At 65.6% G+C, this 19,820-nt stretch carries 21 protein-coding genes; 9 read left to right on the top strand and 12 right to left on the bottom strand.

Going from position 1 to position 19,820, the window contains the following annotated elements:
- Window positions 1–2: 2 nt before the first annotated feature.
- Genes ACTJKQ_RS07605 through radA form a run of 4 tightly spaced genes read right to left on the bottom strand, consistent with a single transcriptional unit; the run spans window position 3 to window position 3,056 of the window.
- Complete coding sequence (locus ACTJKQ_RS07605; RefSeq protein WP_056057299.1) at window positions 3–209, bottom strand: zinc-finger domain-containing protein; 207 nt, start codon at window positions 207–209, stop codon at window positions 3–5.
- A gap of 5 nt (window positions 210–214) precedes the next feature.
- A complete protein-coding gene (locus tag ACTJKQ_RS07600) occupies window positions 215–1,153 on the bottom strand; it encodes a branched-chain amino acid transaminase (protein ID WP_056057294.1) in 939 nt (312 codons plus the stop codon).
- Between the two features lie 39 nt (window positions 1,154–1,192).
- Complete coding sequence (locus ACTJKQ_RS07595) at window positions 1,193–1,627, bottom strand: glycerate kinase (protein ID WP_440596493.1); 435 nt, start codon at window positions 1,625–1,627, stop codon at window positions 1,193–1,195.
- Between the two features lie 49 nt (window positions 1,628–1,676).
- The gene (gene radA, locus ACTJKQ_RS07590; RefSeq protein ID WP_056057287.1) at window positions 1,677–3,056 is read right to left on the bottom strand and encodes a DNA repair protein RadA; all 1,380 of its coding nucleotides are present in this window, start codon (window positions 3,054–3,056) and stop codon (window positions 1,677–1,679) included.
- A gap of 113 nt (window positions 3,057–3,169) precedes the next feature.
- Between radA and hpaI the strand changes: the two genes are divergently transcribed.
- From hpaI to ACTJKQ_RS07575, 3 genes are all read left to right on the top strand, one after another.
- Entirely contained in the window at window positions 3,170–4,000 is an 831-nt protein-coding gene (gene hpaI / locus ACTJKQ_RS07585) for a 4-hydroxy-2-oxoheptanedioate aldolase (protein ID WP_440596492.1), read from the top strand.
- Between the two features lie 34 nt (window positions 4,001–4,034).
- On the top strand, window positions 4,035–5,012 hold the full coding sequence (locus ACTJKQ_RS07580; RefSeq protein ID WP_440596491.1) for a 2-dehydropantoate 2-reductase: 978 nt from the start codon (window positions 4,035–4,037) through the stop codon (window positions 5,010–5,012).
- A 76-nt stretch (window positions 5,013–5,088) separates the two neighbouring features.
- The gene (locus tag ACTJKQ_RS07575) at window positions 5,089–5,712 is read left to right on the top strand and encodes a glutathione S-transferase family protein (RefSeq protein WP_440596490.1); all 624 of its coding nucleotides are present in this window, start codon (window positions 5,089–5,091) and stop codon (window positions 5,710–5,712) included.
- 180 nt (window positions 5,713–5,892) lie between these two features.
- Here ACTJKQ_RS07575 and ACTJKQ_RS07570 read toward each other — a convergent pair whose 3' ends face one another.
- Entirely contained in the window at window positions 5,893–7,473 is a 1,581-nt protein-coding gene (locus ACTJKQ_RS07570; protein ID WP_440596489.1) for an ABC transporter substrate-binding protein, read from the bottom strand.
- A gap of 88 nt (window positions 7,474–7,561) precedes the next feature.
- A complete protein-coding gene (locus ACTJKQ_RS07565; protein ID WP_440596488.1) occupies window positions 7,562–8,170 on the bottom strand; it encodes a LysE/ArgO family amino acid transporter in 609 nt (202 codons plus the stop codon).
- Between the two features lie 77 nt (window positions 8,171–8,247).
- Between ACTJKQ_RS07565 and ACTJKQ_RS07560 the strand changes: the two genes are divergently transcribed.
- The gene (locus ACTJKQ_RS07560; protein ID WP_440596487.1) at window positions 8,248–9,135 is read left to right on the top strand and encodes a LysR family transcriptional regulator ArgP; all 888 of its coding nucleotides are present in this window, start codon (window positions 8,248–8,250) and stop codon (window positions 9,133–9,135) included.
- A 37-nt stretch (window positions 9,136–9,172) separates the two neighbouring features.
- On the opposite strand, the gene ACTJKQ_RS07555 is transcribed toward ACTJKQ_RS07560, so the two are convergent.
- Entirely contained in the window at window positions 9,173–9,982 is an 810-nt protein-coding gene (locus ACTJKQ_RS07555; RefSeq protein WP_440596486.1) for a siderophore-interacting protein, read from the bottom strand.
- A gap of 71 nt (window positions 9,983–10,053) precedes the next feature.
- Here ACTJKQ_RS07555 and ACTJKQ_RS07550 point away from each other — a divergent pair, with 71 nt between their 5' ends.
- Window positions 10,054–10,545, top strand: a complete 492-nt coding sequence (locus tag ACTJKQ_RS07550; protein ID WP_440596485.1) for a MarR family winged helix-turn-helix transcriptional regulator — start codon at window positions 10,054–10,056, stop codon at window positions 10,543–10,545.
- A 92-nt stretch (window positions 10,546–10,637) separates the two neighbouring features.
- Here ACTJKQ_RS07550 and ACTJKQ_RS07545 read toward each other — a convergent pair whose 3' ends face one another.
- Together ACTJKQ_RS07545 and alr are read right to left on the bottom strand one after the other, a co-directional pair.
- Entirely contained in the window at window positions 10,638–11,507 is an 870-nt protein-coding gene (locus ACTJKQ_RS07545) for a hypothetical protein (RefSeq protein ID WP_440596484.1), read from the bottom strand.
- A 137-nt stretch (window positions 11,508–11,644) separates the two neighbouring features.
- Window positions 11,645–12,760 (bottom strand): alanine racemase, encoded by a 1,116-nt coding sequence (alr, locus tag ACTJKQ_RS07540; protein WP_015012110.1) that lies wholly within the window; start codon window positions 12,758–12,760, stop codon window positions 11,645–11,647.
- 156 nt (window positions 12,761–12,916) lie between these two features.
- Here alr and lplT point away from each other — a divergent pair, with 156 nt between their 5' ends.
- The 4 genes from lplT to ACTJKQ_RS07520 all read left to right on the top strand — a co-directional run bounded on the left by lplT (window position 12,917) and on the right by ACTJKQ_RS07520 (window position 17,375).
- Window positions 12,917–14,221, top strand: coding sequence for a lysophospholipid transporter LplT (lplT, locus tag ACTJKQ_RS07535; RefSeq protein ID WP_056057261.1), 1,305 nt, complete (start codon window positions 12,917–12,919; stop codon window positions 14,219–14,221).
- 286 nt (window positions 14,222–14,507) lie between these two features.
- Window positions 14,508–15,407, top strand: a complete 900-nt coding sequence (locus ACTJKQ_RS07530) for a DMT family transporter (RefSeq protein ID WP_099731528.1) — start codon at window positions 14,508–14,510, stop codon at window positions 15,405–15,407.
- A 75-nt stretch (window positions 15,408–15,482) separates the two neighbouring features.
- Window positions 15,483–15,974, top strand: coding sequence for a glutathione peroxidase (locus tag ACTJKQ_RS07525; RefSeq protein ID WP_440596483.1), 492 nt, complete (start codon window positions 15,483–15,485; stop codon window positions 15,972–15,974).
- 726 nt (window positions 15,975–16,700) lie between these two features.
- Window positions 16,701–17,375, top strand: a complete 675-nt coding sequence (locus tag ACTJKQ_RS07520) for an OmpA family protein (protein ID WP_440596482.1) — start codon at window positions 16,701–16,703, stop codon at window positions 17,373–17,375.
- A gap of 570 nt (window positions 17,376–17,945) precedes the next feature.
- On the opposite strand, the gene ACTJKQ_RS07515 is transcribed toward ACTJKQ_RS07520, so the two are convergent.
- The 3 genes from ACTJKQ_RS07515 to ACTJKQ_RS07505 all read right to left on the bottom strand — a co-directional run.
- Window positions 17,946–18,230, bottom strand: a complete 285-nt coding sequence (locus ACTJKQ_RS07515) for a hypothetical protein (RefSeq protein ID WP_440596481.1) — start codon at window positions 18,228–18,230, stop codon at window positions 17,946–17,948.
- 145 nt (window positions 18,231–18,375) lie between these two features.
- Entirely contained in the window at window positions 18,376–18,687 is a 312-nt protein-coding gene (locus ACTJKQ_RS07510) for a hypothetical protein (RefSeq protein ID WP_440596480.1), read from the bottom strand.
- A gap of 12 nt (window positions 18,688–18,699) precedes the next feature.
- Window positions 18,700–19,820, bottom strand: a 1,121-nt coding sequence (locus tag ACTJKQ_RS07505) for an RHS repeat-associated core domain-containing protein (RefSeq protein WP_440596479.1), incomplete at its 5' end; no start/stop codon positions are given.

The following is a 19,820-nucleotide window of genomic DNA, read 5'->3' as shown; positions in this document are numbered from 1 at the left end:
AATCAGTGACCAGCGTGTACGTGCTCACCGGCCTTCAGGCGGTACACCGTGCCACAGTAAGGGCACTTGGCTTCACCCGTGCGGGCCACGTCCAGGTACACCTTGGGGTGGCTGTTCCACAGCTTCATGTCGGCCTTGGGGCTGGGACAGAAAACGCCGCCTTGGGCGTTCAGGTCTTTGGCCAGGAGTTCAACGGTTGCTTGCGACATGTTCTTCAGACCTTGCTCAGCCAGTGGGCGTATTTCGGATTGCGGCCACCGACGATGTCGAAGAAGGCGCTTTGAATTTTTTCGGTGATCGGGCCGCGCGATCCGCTGCCCAGCTCGATCCGGTCGAGTTCGCGGATGGGCGTGACTTCAGCGGCCGTGCCGGTGAAGAAGGCCTCATCGGCGATGTACACCTCGTCGCGCGTGATGCGCTTTTGCACGATCTCCAGGCCCAGGTCCTTGGCGATGTGGAACACGGTGTTGCGGGTGATGCCGTTCAGGGCGCCGGCCGACAGGTCGGGCGTGTAGATCACGCCGTTCTTGATCACAAAGATGTTTTCGCCCGCGCCTTCGGACACAAAACCCGAGCTGTCCAGCAGCAGGGCTTCGTCGTAGCCGTCGTCCGTGGCTTCCATGTTGGCGAGGATGGAGTTGGTGTAGTTGCTCACCGCCTTGGCCTGCGTCATGGTGATGTTGACGTGGTGGCGGGTGTAGCTGCTGGTCTTGACGCGGATGCCGCGCTTGAGGCCTTCCTCGCCCAGATAGGCGCCCCAGGCCCAGGCAGCGACCATCAGATGAATCTGGTTACCCTTGGGCGAAACACCCAGCTTTTGCGAGCCGATCCAGGTCAATGGACGCAGATAGCAGGATTCGAGCTTGTTTTCGCGCACCACGGCTTTCTGGGCCTCATTCACCTCTTCCTTGGTGAACGGGATCTTCATGCGCAGGATCTTGGCGCTGTTGAAGAGGCGGTCGGTGTGCTCTTCCAGGCGGAAGATCGCCGTGCCATTGGCGGTGTTGTAGGCGCGCACGCCTTCGAAGGCGCCGCAGCCGTAATGCAGGGTGTGGGTCAGCACGTGGATCTTGGCGTCGCGCCAATCGACCATCTGGCCGTCCATCCAGATCTTGCCGTCACGGTCGGCCATCGAGGGAACTACGGGGCTCATGGGTGTCCTTTGGTTGCTGTGGGTCGCAAAACCAGGATTTTACGGGGCGGCGGGCGGCGCGCCTTCTCCATCAGCGGCAGGGTTGTCCTGGGGGCGGACCAGGGTCCACACCACCAGCTTGCCCTGCTGGAACTCGCAGGTCACGTACGAGCGGGTGCCGTCGGTCCAGCGGTAGACCTCGGGCTGCACGTTTTCGGCCGAAACGCGCTCTCCCAGCGCCTGGGTCATGGCCACCACGTGCATGAGGTTCACGCCCTTCGTCAGCCGGGCGTTGAGCATCACGGCGCTGCCCACATACCCGATGGGGCGCTTGGCGGCCTTTTGCATCACGCTCATCAGCCGCGTGAAGTGCAGCAGGCCCCACATGACCAGCCCACCGGCCACGGCAGCCACCCCGGCCCAGCCGTAGGCATAAAAACCAAACCCGATCAGGGCCACCGCCCCCAGGGGCACCAGAATATTGCGCAAGTTCATAGGTCGAGATTGTCTTATGGCGCCATGGACATGGCGCTGTGGGCATTGCTTACAGACCGCGCACCACGTTCATGGCCTCTTCCACCCGCTCGACGGCGTGGATGGTCAGCCCTTCGATGGGTTTTTTGGGCGCATTGGCCTTGGGCACCACGGCCACGCTGAAACCCAGCTTGGCGGCTTCCTTCAGGCGTTCCTGCCCCCGGGGCGCAGGCCGCACCTCACCGGCCAGCCCCACTTCGCCAAACGCCAGAAAGCCGCGCGGCAGCGCCTTGCCCCGCAGGCTGGAGGTGATGGACAGCATCACCGCCAGGTCGGCTGCGGGCTCGCTGATGCGCACGCCCCCCACCGCATTCACAAACACGTCCTGGTCCATGCAGGCCACCCCCGCATGGCGGTGCAGCACGGCCAGCAGCATGGCCAGGCGGTCCTTGTCCAGGCCCACCGACAGGCGCCGGGGGCTGGGGCCGCCACTGTCCACCAGGGCCTGGATCTCCACCAACAGCGGGCGTGTGCCCTCCAGCGTCACCATCACGCAGCTGCCGGGCACGGGCTCGGAATGCTGGCTCAAGAAGATGGCGCTCGGGTTGCTCACGCCCTTGAGGCCCTTCTCGGTCATGGCGAACACGCCAATTTCGTTGACCGCGCCGAAGCGGTTCTTGATGGCGCGCACCAGGCGGAACTGGCTGTGCGTGTCGCCTTCGAAGTACAGCACCGTGTCCACCATGTGCTCCAGCACGCGCGGCCCGGCCAGCGCACCCTCTTTGGTCACATGGCCGACCAGGATGACGGCGATGCCCGTGCCCTTGGCCATGCGCGTGAGGTGCGCTGCGCATTCCCGCACCTGGGCGACGGAGCCCGGCGCGCTGGTGAGCTGGTCGGAGTAAGTGGTCTGGATGGAGTCAATGACCACCACGGCGGGCTGCGTGGCCTCGACGGTCGCCAGAATCTTTTCAAGCTGGATCTCGGCCAGCAGCTGCACCTGGCTACCGTCGATGCCCAGGCGCCGCGAACGCAGCGCCACCTGCGCTCCGCTCTCCTCGCCCGTCACATACAGCGTGGGCAGGCCCGCGCGCTGCAGCGCGTCCATGGCCTGCAGCAGCAGGGTCGATTTGCCGATGCCCGGGTCGCCCCCGATGAGCACCACGCCGCCTTCCACAATGCCACCGCCCAGCACGCGGTCCAGCTCGTCGATGCCGCTGGGGGTGCGGGCCACGTCCTGGGCCTCGATGGCGGCCAGCGGCAGGACGGGCTGCGCATTGGCCAGGCCCGCGTAGCCTTGCGGCGTGCTCAGGCGGTTCTTGCCCGGCCCGGCCTCGGCCACCTGCTCGATCAGCGTGTTCCAGGCGCCGCAGGACGGGCATTTGCCCAGCCAGCGCGGGCTGGTGCCGCCGCACTCGGTGCAGGTGAACGTGGTTTTTTCTTTGGCCATGGCAGGTGTCGGTGAGGCGCCCCGATGCAGGGGCAGCCGACTATAGCGGCCATGCCCACATCGATCCGCCGCAGCCCGTACGATGGCGGGCTTGGCACCGCACGGAGTTGACATTGCAGACACCCACCAACCGCTTCAAACAGGCCATGGCCCAAGGCCAGGCGCAAATCGGCCTCTGGCTCGGGCTGGCCAACAGCTACAGCGCCGAAATCCTCGCAGGCACCGGCTACGACTGGCTGCTGGTCGATGGCGAACATGCGCCGAACGACCTGCGCTCCATCCTGCACCAGCTGCAGGCCATCGCCAGCGCCACCAGCGCCCTGCCCCCCGGAATGCAGGCGCCCCACCCCATCGCCCGGGTGCCGGTGGGTGACACGGCCCTCATCAAACAGTACCTGGACATCGGCGCACAGACCCTGCTGGTGCCCATGGTCGATACGCCCGAGCAGGCCCAGCAGCTGGTGCGCGCCACGCGCTATGCGCCCGAAGGCGTGCGCGGCATGGGCAGCGCACTGGCCCGCTCGTCGCGCTGGCAGGCGTACCCGCAGTATGTGCACGAGGCCAACCAGCAGATCTGCCTGCTGGTGCAGGCAGAAACGGTGGAAGCCATGGCCCACCTCGATGCCATTGCCGCCACGCCCGGGGTGGACGGCGTGTTCATCGGCCCGGCCGACCTGTCGGCCTCCATGGGCCACCCGGGCAACCCAGGGCACCCTGACGTGCAGGCCGCCATCCACGAAGGCATTGCGCGCATCCTGCGCGCAGGCAAGGCGCCGGGCATCCTGGCCACGACCGAATCACAGGCGCGCCAGTGGCTGGCAGCGGGCGCGCTGTTTGTGGCCGTAGGCGTGGACACCATGCTGCTGGTGAGTGCTGCGCAGGAGCTGCTGGCACGCTACCGCAGCGCGACCGACGCCACCCCCACCCGGCCCGCAGGCTACTGAGCTTTTCTTCTTTCAGACTCAAGGACAGACATCCATGAAAGCATGTATCTACGGCGCCGGCGCCATCGGCGGCTGGCTGGGCGTGGCCCTGGCGCAAGCGGGCCACACCGTCAGCATGGTGGCGCGGGGCGACACGCTGCGCGCCCTGCAAGCCGATGGGCTGCGCATGCGGCGCGCCGACGGCTCGCTGGCGCAGGTGCCCGTCACAGCCCACAGCGACCCGGCCGCACTCGGCGTTCAAGACCTGGTGGTGGTCGCCGTCAAGGCCCCGGGCCTGCCCGACGTGGCGCGCGCCATGGCGCCGCTGATCGGGCCCGACACCATCGTGCTCACCGCCATGAACGGCGTGCCGTGGTGGTTCCTCGACGGCTTTGGCGGTGCGGCGCAGGGGCGTGCCCTTGAATCCGTGGACGCGGGGGGCGTGATTGCCCAGGCCGTCCCGGCGCGCAACGTGGTGGGCAGTGTGGTGCACACCAGCTGCTCGCTGGAGGCTCCGGGTTTCGTCCGCCAGCACTTTGGCAACCGCCTCATCGTGGGCGAGCCGGACGGCAGCCGCAGCCCGCGCCTGCAAGCCCTGGCCGACACGCTGCAGCGCGGCGGCATCGATGTGGAAGTGAGCGACTGCATCCAGAAGGACATCTGGTTCAAGCTCTGGGGCAACCTCACCATGAACCCCATCAGCGCCCTCACCGGCGCCACCACCGACCGCATCCTGGACGACGAGCTGGTGCGCGGCTTTGTCAGCGCGGTGATGCTGGAAGCCAAGGCCATCGGCGACCAGTTGGGCCTGCCCATCGACCAGCAGCCCGAGGACCGCCACGCCGTCACGCGCAAGCTGGGTGCATTCAAGACCTCGATGCTGCAGGATGTGGAGGCGGGCAAGCCCATGGAGATCGACGCCCTGGTGGGCGCGGTGCGCGAGCTGGGGCAGATCACCCACACGCCCACGCCGCACACAGACGCCCTGCTGGGCCTCACGCGGCTGATGGCGCGCACGCGGGGCCTGTACTGATTCATTTCAAGCAAAATCGACTGCAGGCGCTAGTGGAATATGCGCCAACAGCTATTTAATTCATAGCAAACCAACCATGACCCAACTCACGCTGTACTACACCCCCGGCACCTGCGCGCAGGCCGTTCGCATCGCTCTGGAAGAAGCGGGCGCCCCCTACGACCTGGTGCGCGTGGACTTCGCCGCCGGCCAGCAACGCACGCCCGAGTACCTGGCGGTGAACCCCAAGGGCCGCGTGCCCGCGCTGGCCACGCCGCACGGCACGCTGACGGAGACCCCTGCCCTGCTGGCCTACGTGGCGCAGAGCTTCCCAGAGGCGCGCCTGGCGCCCGCCGACGCGCATGGCTTTGCGCGCCTGCAAGAGTTCCACAGCTACCTCGCGTCCACGGTGCACATCGCCCATGCCCACCGCCCCCGCGCCAGCCGCTGGGCCGACGATCCCGAAGCCCAGGCGGCGATGCAGCGCAAGGTGCCGCAGAACATGACGGAGTGCTTTCACCTCATCGAAACCCACTACCTGCCGCAAGCGGACCAGGGGCCCTGGGTGATGGGCGAGCAATACACGGTGGCCGACGGCTACCTGTTCACCATCGGCACCTGGCTGCACAGCGACGGCGTGGACATTGCCCAGTTTCCGAAGGTGTTTGCACACACGCAGCGCATGCTGCAGCGCCCCGCCGTGCAGCGCGCACTGGCCTGAGTTTTTGCTGGGTCACTACATCAACGCCGTCTGGATGCGCGGCGTTTGAAACTGGCGGGGCCGAGGCGAGGGCCGCCGCGCAAGGGGCGCCCCGCCGCGCTGGCGGCGTCCCCCTTCCCGAACTGCGCAGCAATTCGAGAGAAGGGGGAAGGCACGAAGTGCCTCAGGGGGTTGTCACTCTCAATTCACCTTCAGATACCGCCAGTCGATGCGGTTGTCGGCGCGGTGGATGATGTCCACCTTCTTGGTGCCCGCCCACGGAATCACCTGGTTGTACAGCGGGATGTGCGACACCAGCTCATGCTCCTTGATCAGCGCCTGCTCGATCAGGCCGTTGCGCGTGGCGGTGTCCGTTTCCTTCTTCACACGCTCGATCAGCGCGTCCATCTGCGGGTCGGAGAACCGGCCCAGGTTGAAGTTGCCGTCCCCACCCGCGCCCGTTGTGCGCACCAGCGACTGCAGGCTGTAGAACGCATCGAACGTGGGCACGCCCCAGCCCAGCAGGTAGATGCTGGCTTCGTTGCGCTGGATCATCGGAAAGTAGGTGGCAAACGGCAGCGAGCGCAGCTTGGCCTTCACGCCCACCTTGGCCCAATGTGACGTGATGGCCTGGCACAGCTGCTCGTCGTTGATGTAGCGGCCCGCGCTGCAGGCAAAGTCCACCTCAAAGCCGTTGGGGTAGCCCGCATCGGCCAGCAGCTTCTGCGCGGCCTTGGGGTCGTAGGGGTAGCGCACGTCGGCCTTCTTGGTCCAGCCGTTGACCTGGTTGGCGATGAGTGTGCCCGTGGGCTGGGCCAGGCCACGCAGCACCACGCGCTGGATGGACTGGATGTCGATGGCCTGGTACAGCGCCTTGCGCACGCGCAGGTCTTTCACCGGGTTCTTGCCCTTCACATCCGAGCCGGGCAGCTCGTCACGGAACTGGTCCAGCCCCAGGAAGATGGTGCGGTATTCTGGCCCTTCGAGCACCTGCAGGTTGGGCGTCTGCTTGATGCGCGCCAGGTCCTGCAGGCTCGGGTCGATCACAAAATCCACCTCACCCGACAGCAGCGCCGCTGTGCGCGTAGCGTCGGCCTTGATGGGGGTGTAGACGATCTCGGTCAGGTTGGTGGGGTACTTGCCCTTGCCCCACCAGTGGGGGTTGGGCTCCAGCACCACGCGCTGGTCAGGCGTCCACTGCTTGAGCTGGTAGGGGCCAGTGCCCAGCGCATTGCGGTGGGCAAAGTTTTCGTCCTTGGTCTTGATGTCCTTGGGCTCGACCGACTTGTTCTTCTCGGCCCAGGCCTTGCTCATGATGCGCAGCTCGGTCAGCTGGTTCACCAGCACCGGGTTGGGCAGGTCGGAGTGGATGTCGATGGTGTATGCATCGACTTTTTCCACACGGTCAATGCCCTGGGTGTAGACGGCGAAGTTGGAGCTTTTGGCCTTGGCGCGCTCCAGCGAGAACTTGGCGTCGTCGGCCGTGAACTCGCTGCCGTCGCTGAACTTCACGCCCTTGCGCAAGGTCAGGCGCAGCTGGGTGGGCTTGATCAGCTTCCACTCGGTGGCGAGCGAGGGCTCGGGCTTGAAGGTCTTGCTGTTGTATTCCACCAGCGTGTCGTACACCGCGCCGTGCATGGTGTTGTTCACGCCCACGTTCTGGGTGTGGATGTCCCAGGTGGAAATGTCCACCGAGCGGGACCAGCGGAACGTGGCGGACTGTGCGGCCAGGGGCAGGGCCGCAACAACGGCGGCGGCCAGGAGAAGGTGTTTGAAGCGCATGGACGGGAGGATAGGCAAAAAAGCCAAAAGATGCTGAATGGCCAGACTATCCCCCAAGCGGCGCTTTTAGAAAACGAACTTATTCTTCTTAGCTTAGAGCCATCACCCCTGCCAGCACCAGCATGGTGGTCGCCGTCACCCCATCCAGCACCCGCCACGCCGCCGGTGTGGCAAACAACGGGGCCAGCCAGCGGGCGCCCAGGCCGATCAGCAAGAACCACAGCGCGCTGGCCAGCGAGCCACCCGCCGCAAACAGCGCACGGCCCCAGGCCGGGTAGGGTGTGGCCATGGTGCCCAGCAGCACCACGGTGTCCAGGTACACATGCGGGTTGAGCCAGGTGAGCGCCACCACCGTGGCCAGCGTGGTGCGCAGGCTGGCGCCGGGGCCGCTGGTGGCGACCAGCAACTGGCCGGGGCGCAGCGCCCGCGCGGCCGTCTGTGCCGCATACATCAGCAGGAACAGCGCACCCGCCCAGCGCATGAACTGTGCCCATTCGGGCCGGGCCAGCAGCACGCCGCCCATGCCCCACACGCCCACCTGCAGCAGCACCGCGTCCGACAGCGCACACACCAGCACCACGGGCATCACATGCTCGCGCCGCAGGCCCTGGCGCAGCACGAACGCGTTTTGCGCGCCAATGGCCATGATGAGCATGGCGGTGGAAGTGAAACCGTGAACGAAGGCAGTGGAGACCATGGGCACGGATTCTGGCCAAGGGCCTGCGTTGACGCCAGCTATACTTTTTAACGATCCGTCAAAATGGCTAACCACCCATGCAACTCGACTCCGCCCAGCTCAACGCCTTTGCCACGGTGATCGATGAGGGCAGCTTCGAGCGAGCGGCGGCCGTGCTGCATGTCACGCGCTCGGCGGTGTCGCAGCGCGTCAAGCTGCTGGAAGAGCGCGTGGGCCAGGTGCTGGTGCGCCGCGCCACGCCCTGCACGCCCACCGAGGCCGGGCAGGCGCTGTACCGCCATGCGCGCGAGGTGGCGTTGAGCGAGGCCGACGCGCTGGCCACCATTGGCGGCGGGCAGCACAGCACCACGCGGCTGGCAATTGGCGTGAATGCCGACTCGCTGGCCACCTGGTTCCCCCACGCCATGGCGCAGGCGGCCGAGGGGCAGGCCATCACCTTCGACATCCATGTGGAAGACCAGGACCATTCGGCCAACCTGCTGCGCGAGGGCCGCGTGATGGCCGCCGTGACGGCCGACCCGCAGCCCGTGCAGGGCTGCCAGGTGCTGCCGCTGGGCACGCTGCGCTACCGCGCACTCGCAAGTCCTGCGTTCATGCAGCGCCACTTTGCCCAAGGGGTGAACGCCACCACGCTGGCGCAGGCGCCCATGCTGGTGTTCAACCGCAAGGATGCGCTGCAGGCGCGTTTTGTGGGCCGCATCACGCGCCGCAAGCTCGCACCGCCCGTGCACTGGCTGCCCGAGGCGCATGTGTTTGTCAAAGCCACCCGCGCCAGCCTGGGCTGGGGCATGACGCCCGACCCGCTGGTGGAGGATGACCTGAAGACTGGTGCGCTGGTCGAGCTGATTGCGAACAAGCCGGTGGATGTGCCGCTGTACTGGCAGTGCTGGCGCCTGAACGTGCAGGCCCTGCAGCACGTGACCGCAGTCGTGCAGCGGGCTGCTGCGCTGACGCTGCTGCGCTGAGAGGAAAGTCGAGAGGGATGTAGCAAGCAAGGGCCGACTACGCAGCGCTCGCCAGGTCCTCGTGGTGATCCGCAGCGCCGCGCTTCCAGTAGGCGGAGATGCGCATGCGTTTCGGGTCCACGCCCGGCTTGGCGAGCATGGCGCGGCGCACGGCGGCCATGTCGCTGTGTTCGCCCGCAGCCCAGACAAAGCCCGCGCCGGGTGGCAGCGCCAGGGCTTCGACGGCGGCAGGCAACGCGCTCACCCATTGCAGGTCCACCTGCGCCGCACTCACCAACACCCGCTGGTCGGCCGGGTTGTTCAGCTGGATGCGCACCGTGGCCACCGCGCTGGCGGGCAGCTCGGCCAGGCGGCGGGCGATGGCGGGCAGCGCGGTTTCGTCGCCCAGCAGCCAGTGCCAGTCGAAGCCCGTGGGCACCACCATGCTGCCGCGCGGCCCGGCAATGCCCACCCACTGGCCCACGGTGGCGCTGGCGGCCCAGTCGGTGGCGGGGCCCGCGTCGTGCAGGGCCACTTCGATGTCCAGTTCGCCCGCAGCGGCGTCAAAACGCGCGGGGGTGTAGTCGCGCAGCACGGGGCGCGGGCCGTCAAACACGGGGCGACCGTCCTGCAGCGTGGGCAAGGTGGGGCGGTCTTGCCCGGGGGAGGGAAGGATGAGCTTGAGATGGTCGTCGAACCCAGCGCTCACAAAGCCCGCCAGCTCGGGGCCGGCCAGGGTCAGCCGCACAAAGCCGGGGCTGACCTGGGTGCGGCGCACCACCTGGAGGTGGCGGCCCTGCAAAGGGTGGCGAATGCGCTCGATGGCGAGAGAGAGGGCCGTGGCGGCCAGGGGCAGAGGTGCGTTCATGGCGTAAAATGTTGATTTAATCAACCAAATCATCCGCCATTCAGTTGACTTTGTCAACCGATAGCCACGCCATGCCCCCACGTGCCCGCCCCGATGTGTTTGAAGCCCTGCACGACCTGATGCACGCCTACCGGGCGCGCATGGTGCGCGCGATGACCTCCGTGCATCCGGACCTGACCTTCAACGAAGTGCGCGCGCTGAACTTCATCGGCCGCCACCCTGGCGCCACGCAGAAAGAGCTGGTGCGCCACAGCGGCGCCGACAAGGCGCAGGTGGCGCGCATGCTGGGCCTATTGCAGGACAAGGGTTGGCTGGAGCGCCAGCCCCACGCCGAGGACCGGCGCAGCCTGTGCCTCACGCTGAGCGCCGAGGGCCAGGCGCTCTACCAGGCGCTGCAGACCGCGCGGCAGACCCTGTCGGCCCAGGTGCTGGCGGGCTGCGACGACGACACCCAGGCGCAGTTGCTGGCCCTGCTGGCGCGGGTGCGGACCAACCTGGACGCGCTGGCCCCCCTGGAGACTGGCGAGGACTGCAGCCACGGCAAGGGCCGATCCTCCCGTTAAGGGCCCCACAGGGGGTTTCAAGTGCTTTTGAAGGGATTTTTGCCCCAAGCGCTAGTGCAATATGCCCTGGCAGCTATCAAATAGAGAGCAAATCAGCGCCCCTGGATTACGCGTAGCGCCTCGGGCAGCGAATGCACATGGGGCAGGAAATGGTCGATGGTGGCGCCCAGCAGCACGGCGCAGACTAGCGCGCCCAGCAGCGGCTTCCAGGTCAGGCGCACGGCGGCGCTGAGCCAGCCCTCGCGCTCCACCCCCACGGCGGCGCGGGCCGTGGCCACTGAAAAGGCGATCTCCACCGCCACTGTGAGCAGCACATCCCAGCCAAAAAACAGCATGGCGAGCGAGCCCGCGCCCAGGATCAGCGCCGCGCCGATGAGAAAGATGGCCACCACGGGCACGACCACCACGGCGCCCTCGTCGGCGCTGCCCAGCGCATCGGCCGCGCCCCCGGCAATATCGCCCAGCACGCTGGAGTCGCTGCCGGAGCCCCCGCTGGACAGGCCCTGCGTCCACCCGCCCCCAAAGTCCCCCGATGCGCCGCCGCCGCCAAAGTTGCCACCGCCGGTGCGGGGCAAGGGCACTTGGCCGCCCCCGGAGGGGCCATTGCCACTGGGCCAGGAGATGTCGGGCAATTCCACACTGCTGCCATCGCCCGACGACCCGTCCCGCCGCACCAGCCGCGCTGCCCAGGCGCGCAGCACCAGCAGATAGCCGACGTAGCCCACGGACAGCGTAATCAAGTACCGCAGTGCCAGCGAATCCACGCCCAGCACCATCTGCAGGTGCGAGGTGGCCCACATCAGCAGCAGCGTGAAGCTGCCGATCAGCAGCCCGTGCCAGCGCAGGCTGTAGCGCTGCTGCAGGGTGCGCGCGACCGCGCCGTGGTGCGGCATGCGCACCGAGCGCCAGGTGGAGCTGCCTTTTTTCTTGGAACTGGAGGAGTTGCTGCGGGGTGTGGCCATGGAAGGAGCGCGCTGGCGCGGTGGCAAACAGACGGCGCCATTTCACACCAGTTTCAGGCCGCGCCCCACGCAGGCGGGCCCTGCGGCGTGAACTTGTGCGCGAACCGCGTCCTGCCGCACGCCAATGAAGGGGGGCTTCAGGCCCCGCCGTCCACCACCACCGGCACGCGCTGCGCCAGGGCGCACATCAGCTCGTAGCCCACGGTGCCTGCTGCCTGCGCCACCTCGTCGATGGACAACACCACGCCATTGCTGGCGCGGCCCCAGAGCGTGACCTCGCTGCCAAAGCCCACGTCCACACCGGCCTGCTGCAGCGGCGTGAGGTCCACGGTCACCATGTCCATGCTCACCCGCCCCACCAGGCGCGTGCGCACGCCATTCACCAGCACCGGCGTGCCGGTGTCGCAGTGGCGGGGGTAGCCATCCGCGTAGCCACAGGCGGCGATGCCAATGGTGAGCGGGCCGTCGGCCGTGAAGCGCGAGCCATAGCCCACGGTGTCGCCCGCCTGCAGCTGCTGGGTGGCGATGAGGCGCGTGGACAGCGTCATGGTGGGTTGCAACCCCCAGTGGCCGGCATGGTGCTCGGGGAAGTCCGGCGCACTGCCATAGACCACGATGCCCGCGCGCACCCAGTCGGCACGCACGCCCGCATCCTGCGCGTGGCGCAGTGTGGCCGCGCTGTTGCTCAGGCTGCGCTCGCCGGGCAGGTCCTGCGCGGCGGCGTTGAACGCCGCCATCTGGTGGGCAATGCCACGCGGGCCGTCGGCGTCGCTGAAGTGGGTCATGAACGAAATCTCGTCCACCTGCGGCAGCGCATTGAGCCGGGCCCACGCGGCGCGGTAGCGCTCAGGCGTGAAGCCCAGCCGGTTCATGCCCGAATTCATCTTGAGGAACACCCGGTGCGGCACCTGCGTCTTGTGCGCAGCCAGCATGTCGATCTGCTCGTCGCAATGCACCGCATGCCACAGACCCAGGCGCGAGCACAGCTCCAGGTCGCGCGGCTCGAACACGCCTTCGAGCAGCAGGATGGGCCCGCGCCAGCCCAGGTGGCGCACGCGCTCGGCCTCGGCCAGGTCCAGCAGCGCAAACCCGTCGGCGCCGCGCAGGCCCTCGTACACCCGCTCGATGCCGTGGCCATAGGCGTTGGCCTTGACCACCGCCCACACCTTGGCGTCAGGCACCGACTGGCGCACGCGCGCGAGGTTGTGGTGCAGGGCCGTGGTGTGGATGGTGGCAGCAATGGGACGGGGCATGGGACAGACCTGATGGAGCGAGGGATTTACCGGGGGACCAGCGCCGGATTCTGGCACTGTGGCCGTTTATCCGCGTGATATAACCGCCTGTCCCTCGCTACGATTCTTCACATTTACCAGGGCATCAGCCCAACTGATGCTCTCACCAGCCATTCGATGAAGCGCGGTTTTTACACCATCATGTCGGCGCAGTTTTTCAGCTCGCTGGCCGACAACGCACTCTTCGTAGCCGCTGTGGAACTCCTGCGCACCGGAGGCGCCCCCGAGTGGCAGCGTGCGGCCCTGGTGCCCATGTTCGCATTGTTCTATGTGGTGCTGGCGCCCTTCGTCGGCGCCTTTGCCGATGCGCTGCCCAAGGGCAAGGTCATGTTTGTCAGCAACGCCATCAAGGTGGCGGGCTGCCTGATGATGCTGTTTGGCTCGCACCCGCTCATGGCCTACGCCGTGGTGGGGCTGGGTGCTGCGGCCTACTCGCCCGCCAAGTACGGCATCCTGACCGAACTGCTGCCCGCCTCCCAGCTCGTCAAGGCCAACGGCTGGATCGAGGGCCTGACCATTGCATCGATCATCCTGGGCGTGCTGCTGGGCGGCCAGCTGGTGGGGCAGCAGCTGTCGGGCATGCTGCTGGGCTTTGACTTTCCCGTGATCGACACCGGCGTGGACACCCCCGCCGAGGCCGCCATTGCAGCGCTGATCGCTGTCTATGCGCTGGCTGCCTGGTTCAACACCCGCATCCCGCACACCGGGGTGGAGATGCGCCCCCTGCGCGCCGACCCGTCGCGCAGCGTGGTGGCCAACGCGCTCAACCTGCTGCCTGACTTCTGGGCCTGCAACAGCCGCCTGTGGCGCGACAAGCTGGGCCAGATCTCGCTGGCTACCACCACCCTGTTCTGGGGCGCCGGTGGCAACCTCAAGTTCATCGTGCTGGCCTGGGCCGCCGTGGCCCTGGGCTACAACACCACCCAGGCCTCGGCCCTGACCGGCGTGGTGGCCATCGGCACCGCCGTGGGTGCCGTGGTGGCATCGATGCGCATGCGCCTGGACATGGCCACCCGCGTGATCCCGCTGGGCATTGCGATGGGCTTGCTGCTGATCCTGATGGTGTTCATCAGCAACATCTGGCTGGCCATTCCGTTCCTCATCGTGCTGGGTGGTCTGGGCGGCTATCTGGTGGTGCCCATGAACGCCCTGCTGCAGCACCGGGGCCACAACCTCATGGGCGCGGGCCGGTCGATTGCCGTGCAGAACTTCAACGAGCAGGCCTGCATCCTGGGCCTGGGGGCTTTCTACAGCCTGTCGCTCAAGCTCGGCCTGTCGGTGTTTGGCGCCATCACCACCTTCGGGCTGGTGGTTGCGGGCATCATGTGGGTCATCCGCCGCTGGCACCAGCGCAACTGCGTGAACCACCGCGACGAAGTGAACCACCTGCTGGACATCGCGCGGCACGATACGCACCATTGACTCCTGATTGCGAAGCCCCCCTGTGCGGCTTCGCCGCTTCCCCCGAGGGGGACGCACCCAGTGGCCTGGAGCTATTGAAGGCTCCCCCTGAGCCGCTGCGCGTCTTCCCCCTCTCTCGCTGCGCGGGAGGGGGACGCACCCAGTGGCCTGGCAAAGCCAGTTCCACGGGTGCACTGGCCTTGAAGCGTGCCAGTTTTAGCTGGCTGTGCAGCATGGAACCACCTGCTACATAATTTATAGCTTTCAGCGCATATTCCACTAGCGCTACCGCCTGTTTTTCCCTTCAATGCACTCTCCCCTCCCCTTCGCCGCACTCTTATTCAACGCCTTTGTCTGGGGCCTGGCGTGGTGGCCGTTCCAGCACATGCACCAGGCGGGGCTGCACCCCTTGTGGGCCACGGCCTGCATGTATGCGGTGGTACTGCTGGCGCTGCTGGCCTGGCGCCCCGGCATCTTGCAGCAGGTGCGCGCGCATCCGCAGCTGTGGCTGCTGGCGCTGGCCTCGGGCCTGAACAACGTGGCCTTCAACTGGGCCGTGACCATTGGCGACGTGGTGCGCGTGATCCTGCTGTTCTACCTAATGCCCGCCTGGGCCGTGCTGCTGGCCTGGAAGGTGCTGGGCGAGCGCCCTACCCCTGCGGCGCTGCTGCGCCTGGCGCTGGCTTTCTGCGGCGTGGTGCTGGTGCTGCTGCCCGAGGGCGCGCCTGCATCGCGCCTGCTGCAGAACCTGTCGCTGGCCGACGCTCTGGCGCTGCTGGGCGGTTTCATGTTCGCGCTCACCAACGTCACACTGCGCCGCCTGCACACCGTGCCGGGGCCCGCGCGCATGTTCTCGATGTTTGGTGGCTGCATGCTCATGGCGCTGGCCGTGGCCAGCATTGGCCTGCAAGTGGGCGTGGTGGAACCCTTCCCTGCCGTCAATGCCACCTGGGTCGTTACCGGCCTGCTGCTGGCCGGGGTGCTGATGCTGGGCAACTGGGCGCTGCAATTTGGCGCCGCCCGCCTGGCGGCGGGCACCACGGCGCTGGTGATGCTGTCGGAGGTGATGTTTGCCAGCGTGTCGTCGGCCCTGCTGGGCGCGGCCACGCTGAACACGCGCACCGTGCTGGGCGGGGCGCTGATCCTGCTGGCTTCGCTGCTGGCGGCGCTGCAGTTCCGCCGACCGGGCGCTGCGGGCCCTCATTGATGGATTGACCCGCCTGCGCACAGGCCTCTGCAGCTGGGGCTACGATGGCCCGTCATCCCCACCCGGAGAACCCGCATGTCCACCAGCATCTACGACTTTGAAGCCCTGCAGATGAACGGCCAGGCCGTGCCCCTGTCGCAATACCGCGGCAAGGTATTGCTCATCGTGAACACCGCCAGCGCCTGCGGCTTCACGCCCCAGTTCGGCGGGCTGGAAGAACTGCACAAGGAATACGCAGACAAAGGCCTCGTCGTGCTGGGCTTCCCCTGCAACCAGTTCGGCGCCCAGGACCCCGGCAGCAACGACGAGATCGCCAGCTTCTGCCAGCTCAACTACGGCGTGAGCTTTCCCATGATGGCCAAGATCGACGTGAACGGCGCCAACGCATCGCCCCTGTACCAGTGGCTCACCGCCGAAGCCCCGGGCCTGCTGGGCAGCAAGGCCATCAAGTGGAACTTCACCAAGTTCCTCGTCGGCAAGGACGGCCGCGTGATCCGCCGCTATGCGCCGCAGGACGCGCCGAAGAAGCTGGCGGGGGATATTGAGGCGGCGCTGGCCGCGGGCTGATCGCCTTCGTCGGCACCCATCAGTAATATTTGCGACGCCCTGGCGCCCCTTCTCTTCCGACGCTCGCCCCCTGTTGTGGGCGAATGTTGGTATTTGTGAAACCTGAATCAAGCGGTTGCCAAACGCCCCGCTGCGGCGCCAATCGGCCTTTTCTGCAGCGACACTCTGGCCCGTTCGCGGAGAAGCAGCGCCCATCGCGCTGACCCCGAGTGAGCCAGGGTGGCATCAGACCGCCCACTCCAACGAACGCACACGCCATCTGTTCGCTACTGGAGGGAGCCCCTTTGCCTGCTTTCGCTGCCGCATGGCAGCGCGCCGCCATGGCCGCTGCATCGCTGACCTGCAAGTTCCCATTCCTGGGACTCGCAGGCGACGGCAGCACCTTGTTCAGCGCGAAGGCTGCACCCAGTGATCCGGCGGGCCGGCGCTCAAGCGGCCTTCGTGCCAGCTACTGCGACGACGCTGATAGCCAATCCCGCGCTCGCCCACGGCCGTCGGGCTACCCGCCCCCTTTGAAGGCTTACTCAATTCACCACAGCGCGGCATGCAACAAGCCCAGGGCGGAGTGTAAGTGCCCGATCACCGCTGCCCCGGCAAGGACCGCACTTAAAAGAGCACACACGCTCGGCAGCTCATGGCCGCGTGCTGCCTTCCAGTACCGCAAGTACCGCACCCGAACCATCGCCACCAGGCCACACACATCGTTATCTTGAAGGAGCTTTTCTGATGTCATTCATTTGCCACGCCACGGGAACCCATATCGCACTCGATCGCCCTATCGCCTCGGTGCCCAGACCAGCCAAAGTCATGGCTTGCGCAGCACTGGCGCTAGCGCTGGCATCGGGTTTGGCGGGTTGCGCTGACACCCCTCAAGCGCCAACAGAGCCAGTCGCCACCACCGCGCCCGCGACCGAGACTGTCGCCGCCCCTGTCGAGCAGCCAGCGCCTGAGCCCATCGCCCAACCCGCACGCCTGCCAGAGGACGGCATCGTCGCCGAGTTCAAAGCCACGCAGGTCAAACTCTCGCCAGAAACCCTGGCGCTGCTGGCCAAGTTCGCAGAGAGCCGCGACCCCAACGAACGCCTGGAAATCACCGGCTACTGCAACAAACGCGAGGCCCCCATCGATGCGCGCGACATCGCCACGATGCGCGCCAATGCGGTACGCCGCGAACTCATCAAGCTGGGCGTACCCGCTAAATCCATCCGCGTGAAGTACAACACCATGCAACCCATGCACGCAGTCAAGATGGAGGTGAAGGACGGCCCTGCTACGGCCTCCACACCGCACACGGGCCGCGTTGAACTCGCGGAAAAGGCAAACCCCACAGGCCCCATGAGCACCGCAGCCAGCACCCAAGCCGGTTGCGCATGCGCTGCACCCGGCGCAGCCACTCGGTAAACTGATTTTGCTGGCCCTGCCTTCGGGGCCAGCTACTACTTGTCGTTGCGTCCACATCGCGCGCGCGTGCCTGGCAGCCCGCGCGAGAGACGCGTCCGGCTCGTTCCCTGACGGCTAGCCCGGGCGCGAGGCGCTGCATCAGGGTGTTAATGATTGGGATATTTAAAGCACCGCGTCTCGCCCACTTGCTTCGTCGTAGATCGCAGTAGTAGCGGCGGCCCCGCTAAAACTCTCTGCCGGATGATCTGGGTGCGAGCGTTGCTCGGGTTTTCTTACAGGCGCACTTAATTTGCACGGAGTAGCACGCCAGTGCAGCGGCTTGCCAAATGATCCGGCCTTGGGCGTTGCTGAGTTCTTCGGGCAGGTCGACCTGGTCGATGTGGGAGTAGCACACCTCGCACAGATTGGCGTTTGCGCTGCGGCCATTTGTGCGCGTATTTTGCGCTGTGCCCTGTGAATTAGTGCTTGCCAGTAGCGGGCTTCCAGTGGGTCGTTGGCTGGTTGCTGGGAATAGTTTGGGTCTTTTTGGCCTCCATTGCTTGTCCGACCTGCGCTAGCCGCTAGGTTTTTTTATGTTTTTGGCTGCTGCACGTCTCGGGTGGTGCCCAGCGCACCCTGCTCGGATCTCTCGCCATCTGCGTCCAGGCGCGCCAGGGGTACGTGGCTGCCCGGCTCGTAGACGTAGGTGTTCGTGTGCCCGCCCCGGCTTTCTTGCAGCAGCCGCATTCCGTCCCAGGTGAAGTGCGTGGTGCCAAAGCTGTCAGTCTTGGCGGTGCGTCTGCCCAGTGCGTCGTACTGGTAGCTGAAGACCTGGCTTTGTGGCTGGCCGTCTTTGCCCGCCCGTACCACAGCCACCTGGGTCAGCCTGTGCTGGTGGTCGTAGCGGTAGTGCTGCTCCGTGTGGCTGCCTATGCGTTTTCTGATCAGCCGACCGAAGCCGCTGTTCTATGCCCAGCCTTAGCTGATTGCTCCTACGGTCGGCACGTTTAATTAAATTGCCTCAATCAAAACCGGGACGCAAAAAAGTAGAAATCATATTTTCTATATTAACATTTCCATTGGGATAAAGCGACTTAATTTCACGCAACAAATTAACAAACTGCCGAAACAACTCCCCATCAGTCTGCTTAAATTCAAAAACACCGTTATCCTGATGGCTTTCATCGATTTTTTGAAGAACAAAAAACAGCCCCCCCTCATCCTGCAACAAATTGATTGCACCAATATCAATCAAATCTTTAATTGCCGCAATTTCATCCTTGTAATCCATAATAGTTGGAAAGTTTGCGTACTTTTTTTCGAGATTAATCATAATTATCTCAAGCTAAAAAGGAGAGCCATCCAAAGGGATATGCGCACCATTTTTATCGGCGCCAAATGGCCCCCATGTTCCGTCAGTTCTATAGTTATTACCACCGGGACCTTTAATGCTAGCAGTAGGGCCGGCGCCAGCATTTGAACCCGGAAAATTCGCGGCAGCAACAGGGTTTGCGCCATGCCCATGAATACTATAAGGCGCGTTTTCGTGCTTGAATCCACCAGAGGGAAATTTTGTGGGATTAGGATGGAAAATATTAGGCAATCCGCCTTGACGCGCCCAAACCTGAACGTCAGGATAATTTAGCCGACCGTTTTTCACCAGATCAGCCGGACTACTGGGACGTTGAGAAAAACGACCTGTTTCATTATTTCTCCACCGATTAGCTTTTGAGTCAAAAGAGCAACTCCAACCCCAAGGATCAATCCAGCCAACAGGGTTCGGCGCATACTGGTGCAGGTTCAATCCGCCCGACAGCCCAATCGGATCCGGCGTCGTAAACGCCCCCAGGTCCGCGTCGTAGTACCGGAACGTGTTGTAGTGCAGCCCTGTTTCCCTGTCCAGGTACTGCCCCTGCATCCGCAGGTTCTGCTGAAGCTGCACTGTCTGGTTCGCTGACTGCTGTTGCAGTCGCTGAACAGGTCTTCCCGCTTCGTCGTAGCTCTGCCATTCCTCCCGGACCGTACTGCCCCACGTGCTGTACTGCGCTGTCCACACCAGGTGGCCGCTGTTGTCGCTCAGTTCTTCCGGCAGGCCGTTAGGCTGGGTGTGGAAGTAATACACCTGCGCTGCCTGCGCCGTTGGAGTTGCGGCTGCGGCTGCGGCTGTGGTCTTTGCGTCCGCTCTGGCCAAGCCATCGGTGCGCCCATCGTTCGCCGCCGCCCCCACGTTGAACCGGTCGCTCCAGCCCGGGTTGGTCGTGGGCACGCTGGCCTGCTTGCCTTGTGTATTGTCTGATCCTCCGCCCAGCGCATGCGCAGCCGCAGCGTGTGGCTCTATGCCGCCACTTCCGTCGATGCGCGCCAGGGGCACGTAGCCACCCGGCCTGTAGACGTAGGTGCTCGTGTGCCCGCCCCGGCTTTCTTGCAGCAGCCGCATTCCGTCCCAGGTGAAGTGCGTGGTGCCAA

The sequence above is a fragment of the Acidovorax sp. 22279 genome, from assembly GCF_052045435.1.
Taxonomy (GTDB): Bacteria; Pseudomonadota; Gammaproteobacteria; order Burkholderiales; family Burkholderiaceae_C; genus Acidovorax; species Acidovorax delafieldii.
This window is presented reverse-complemented; position numbering and strand designations above follow the sequence as displayed.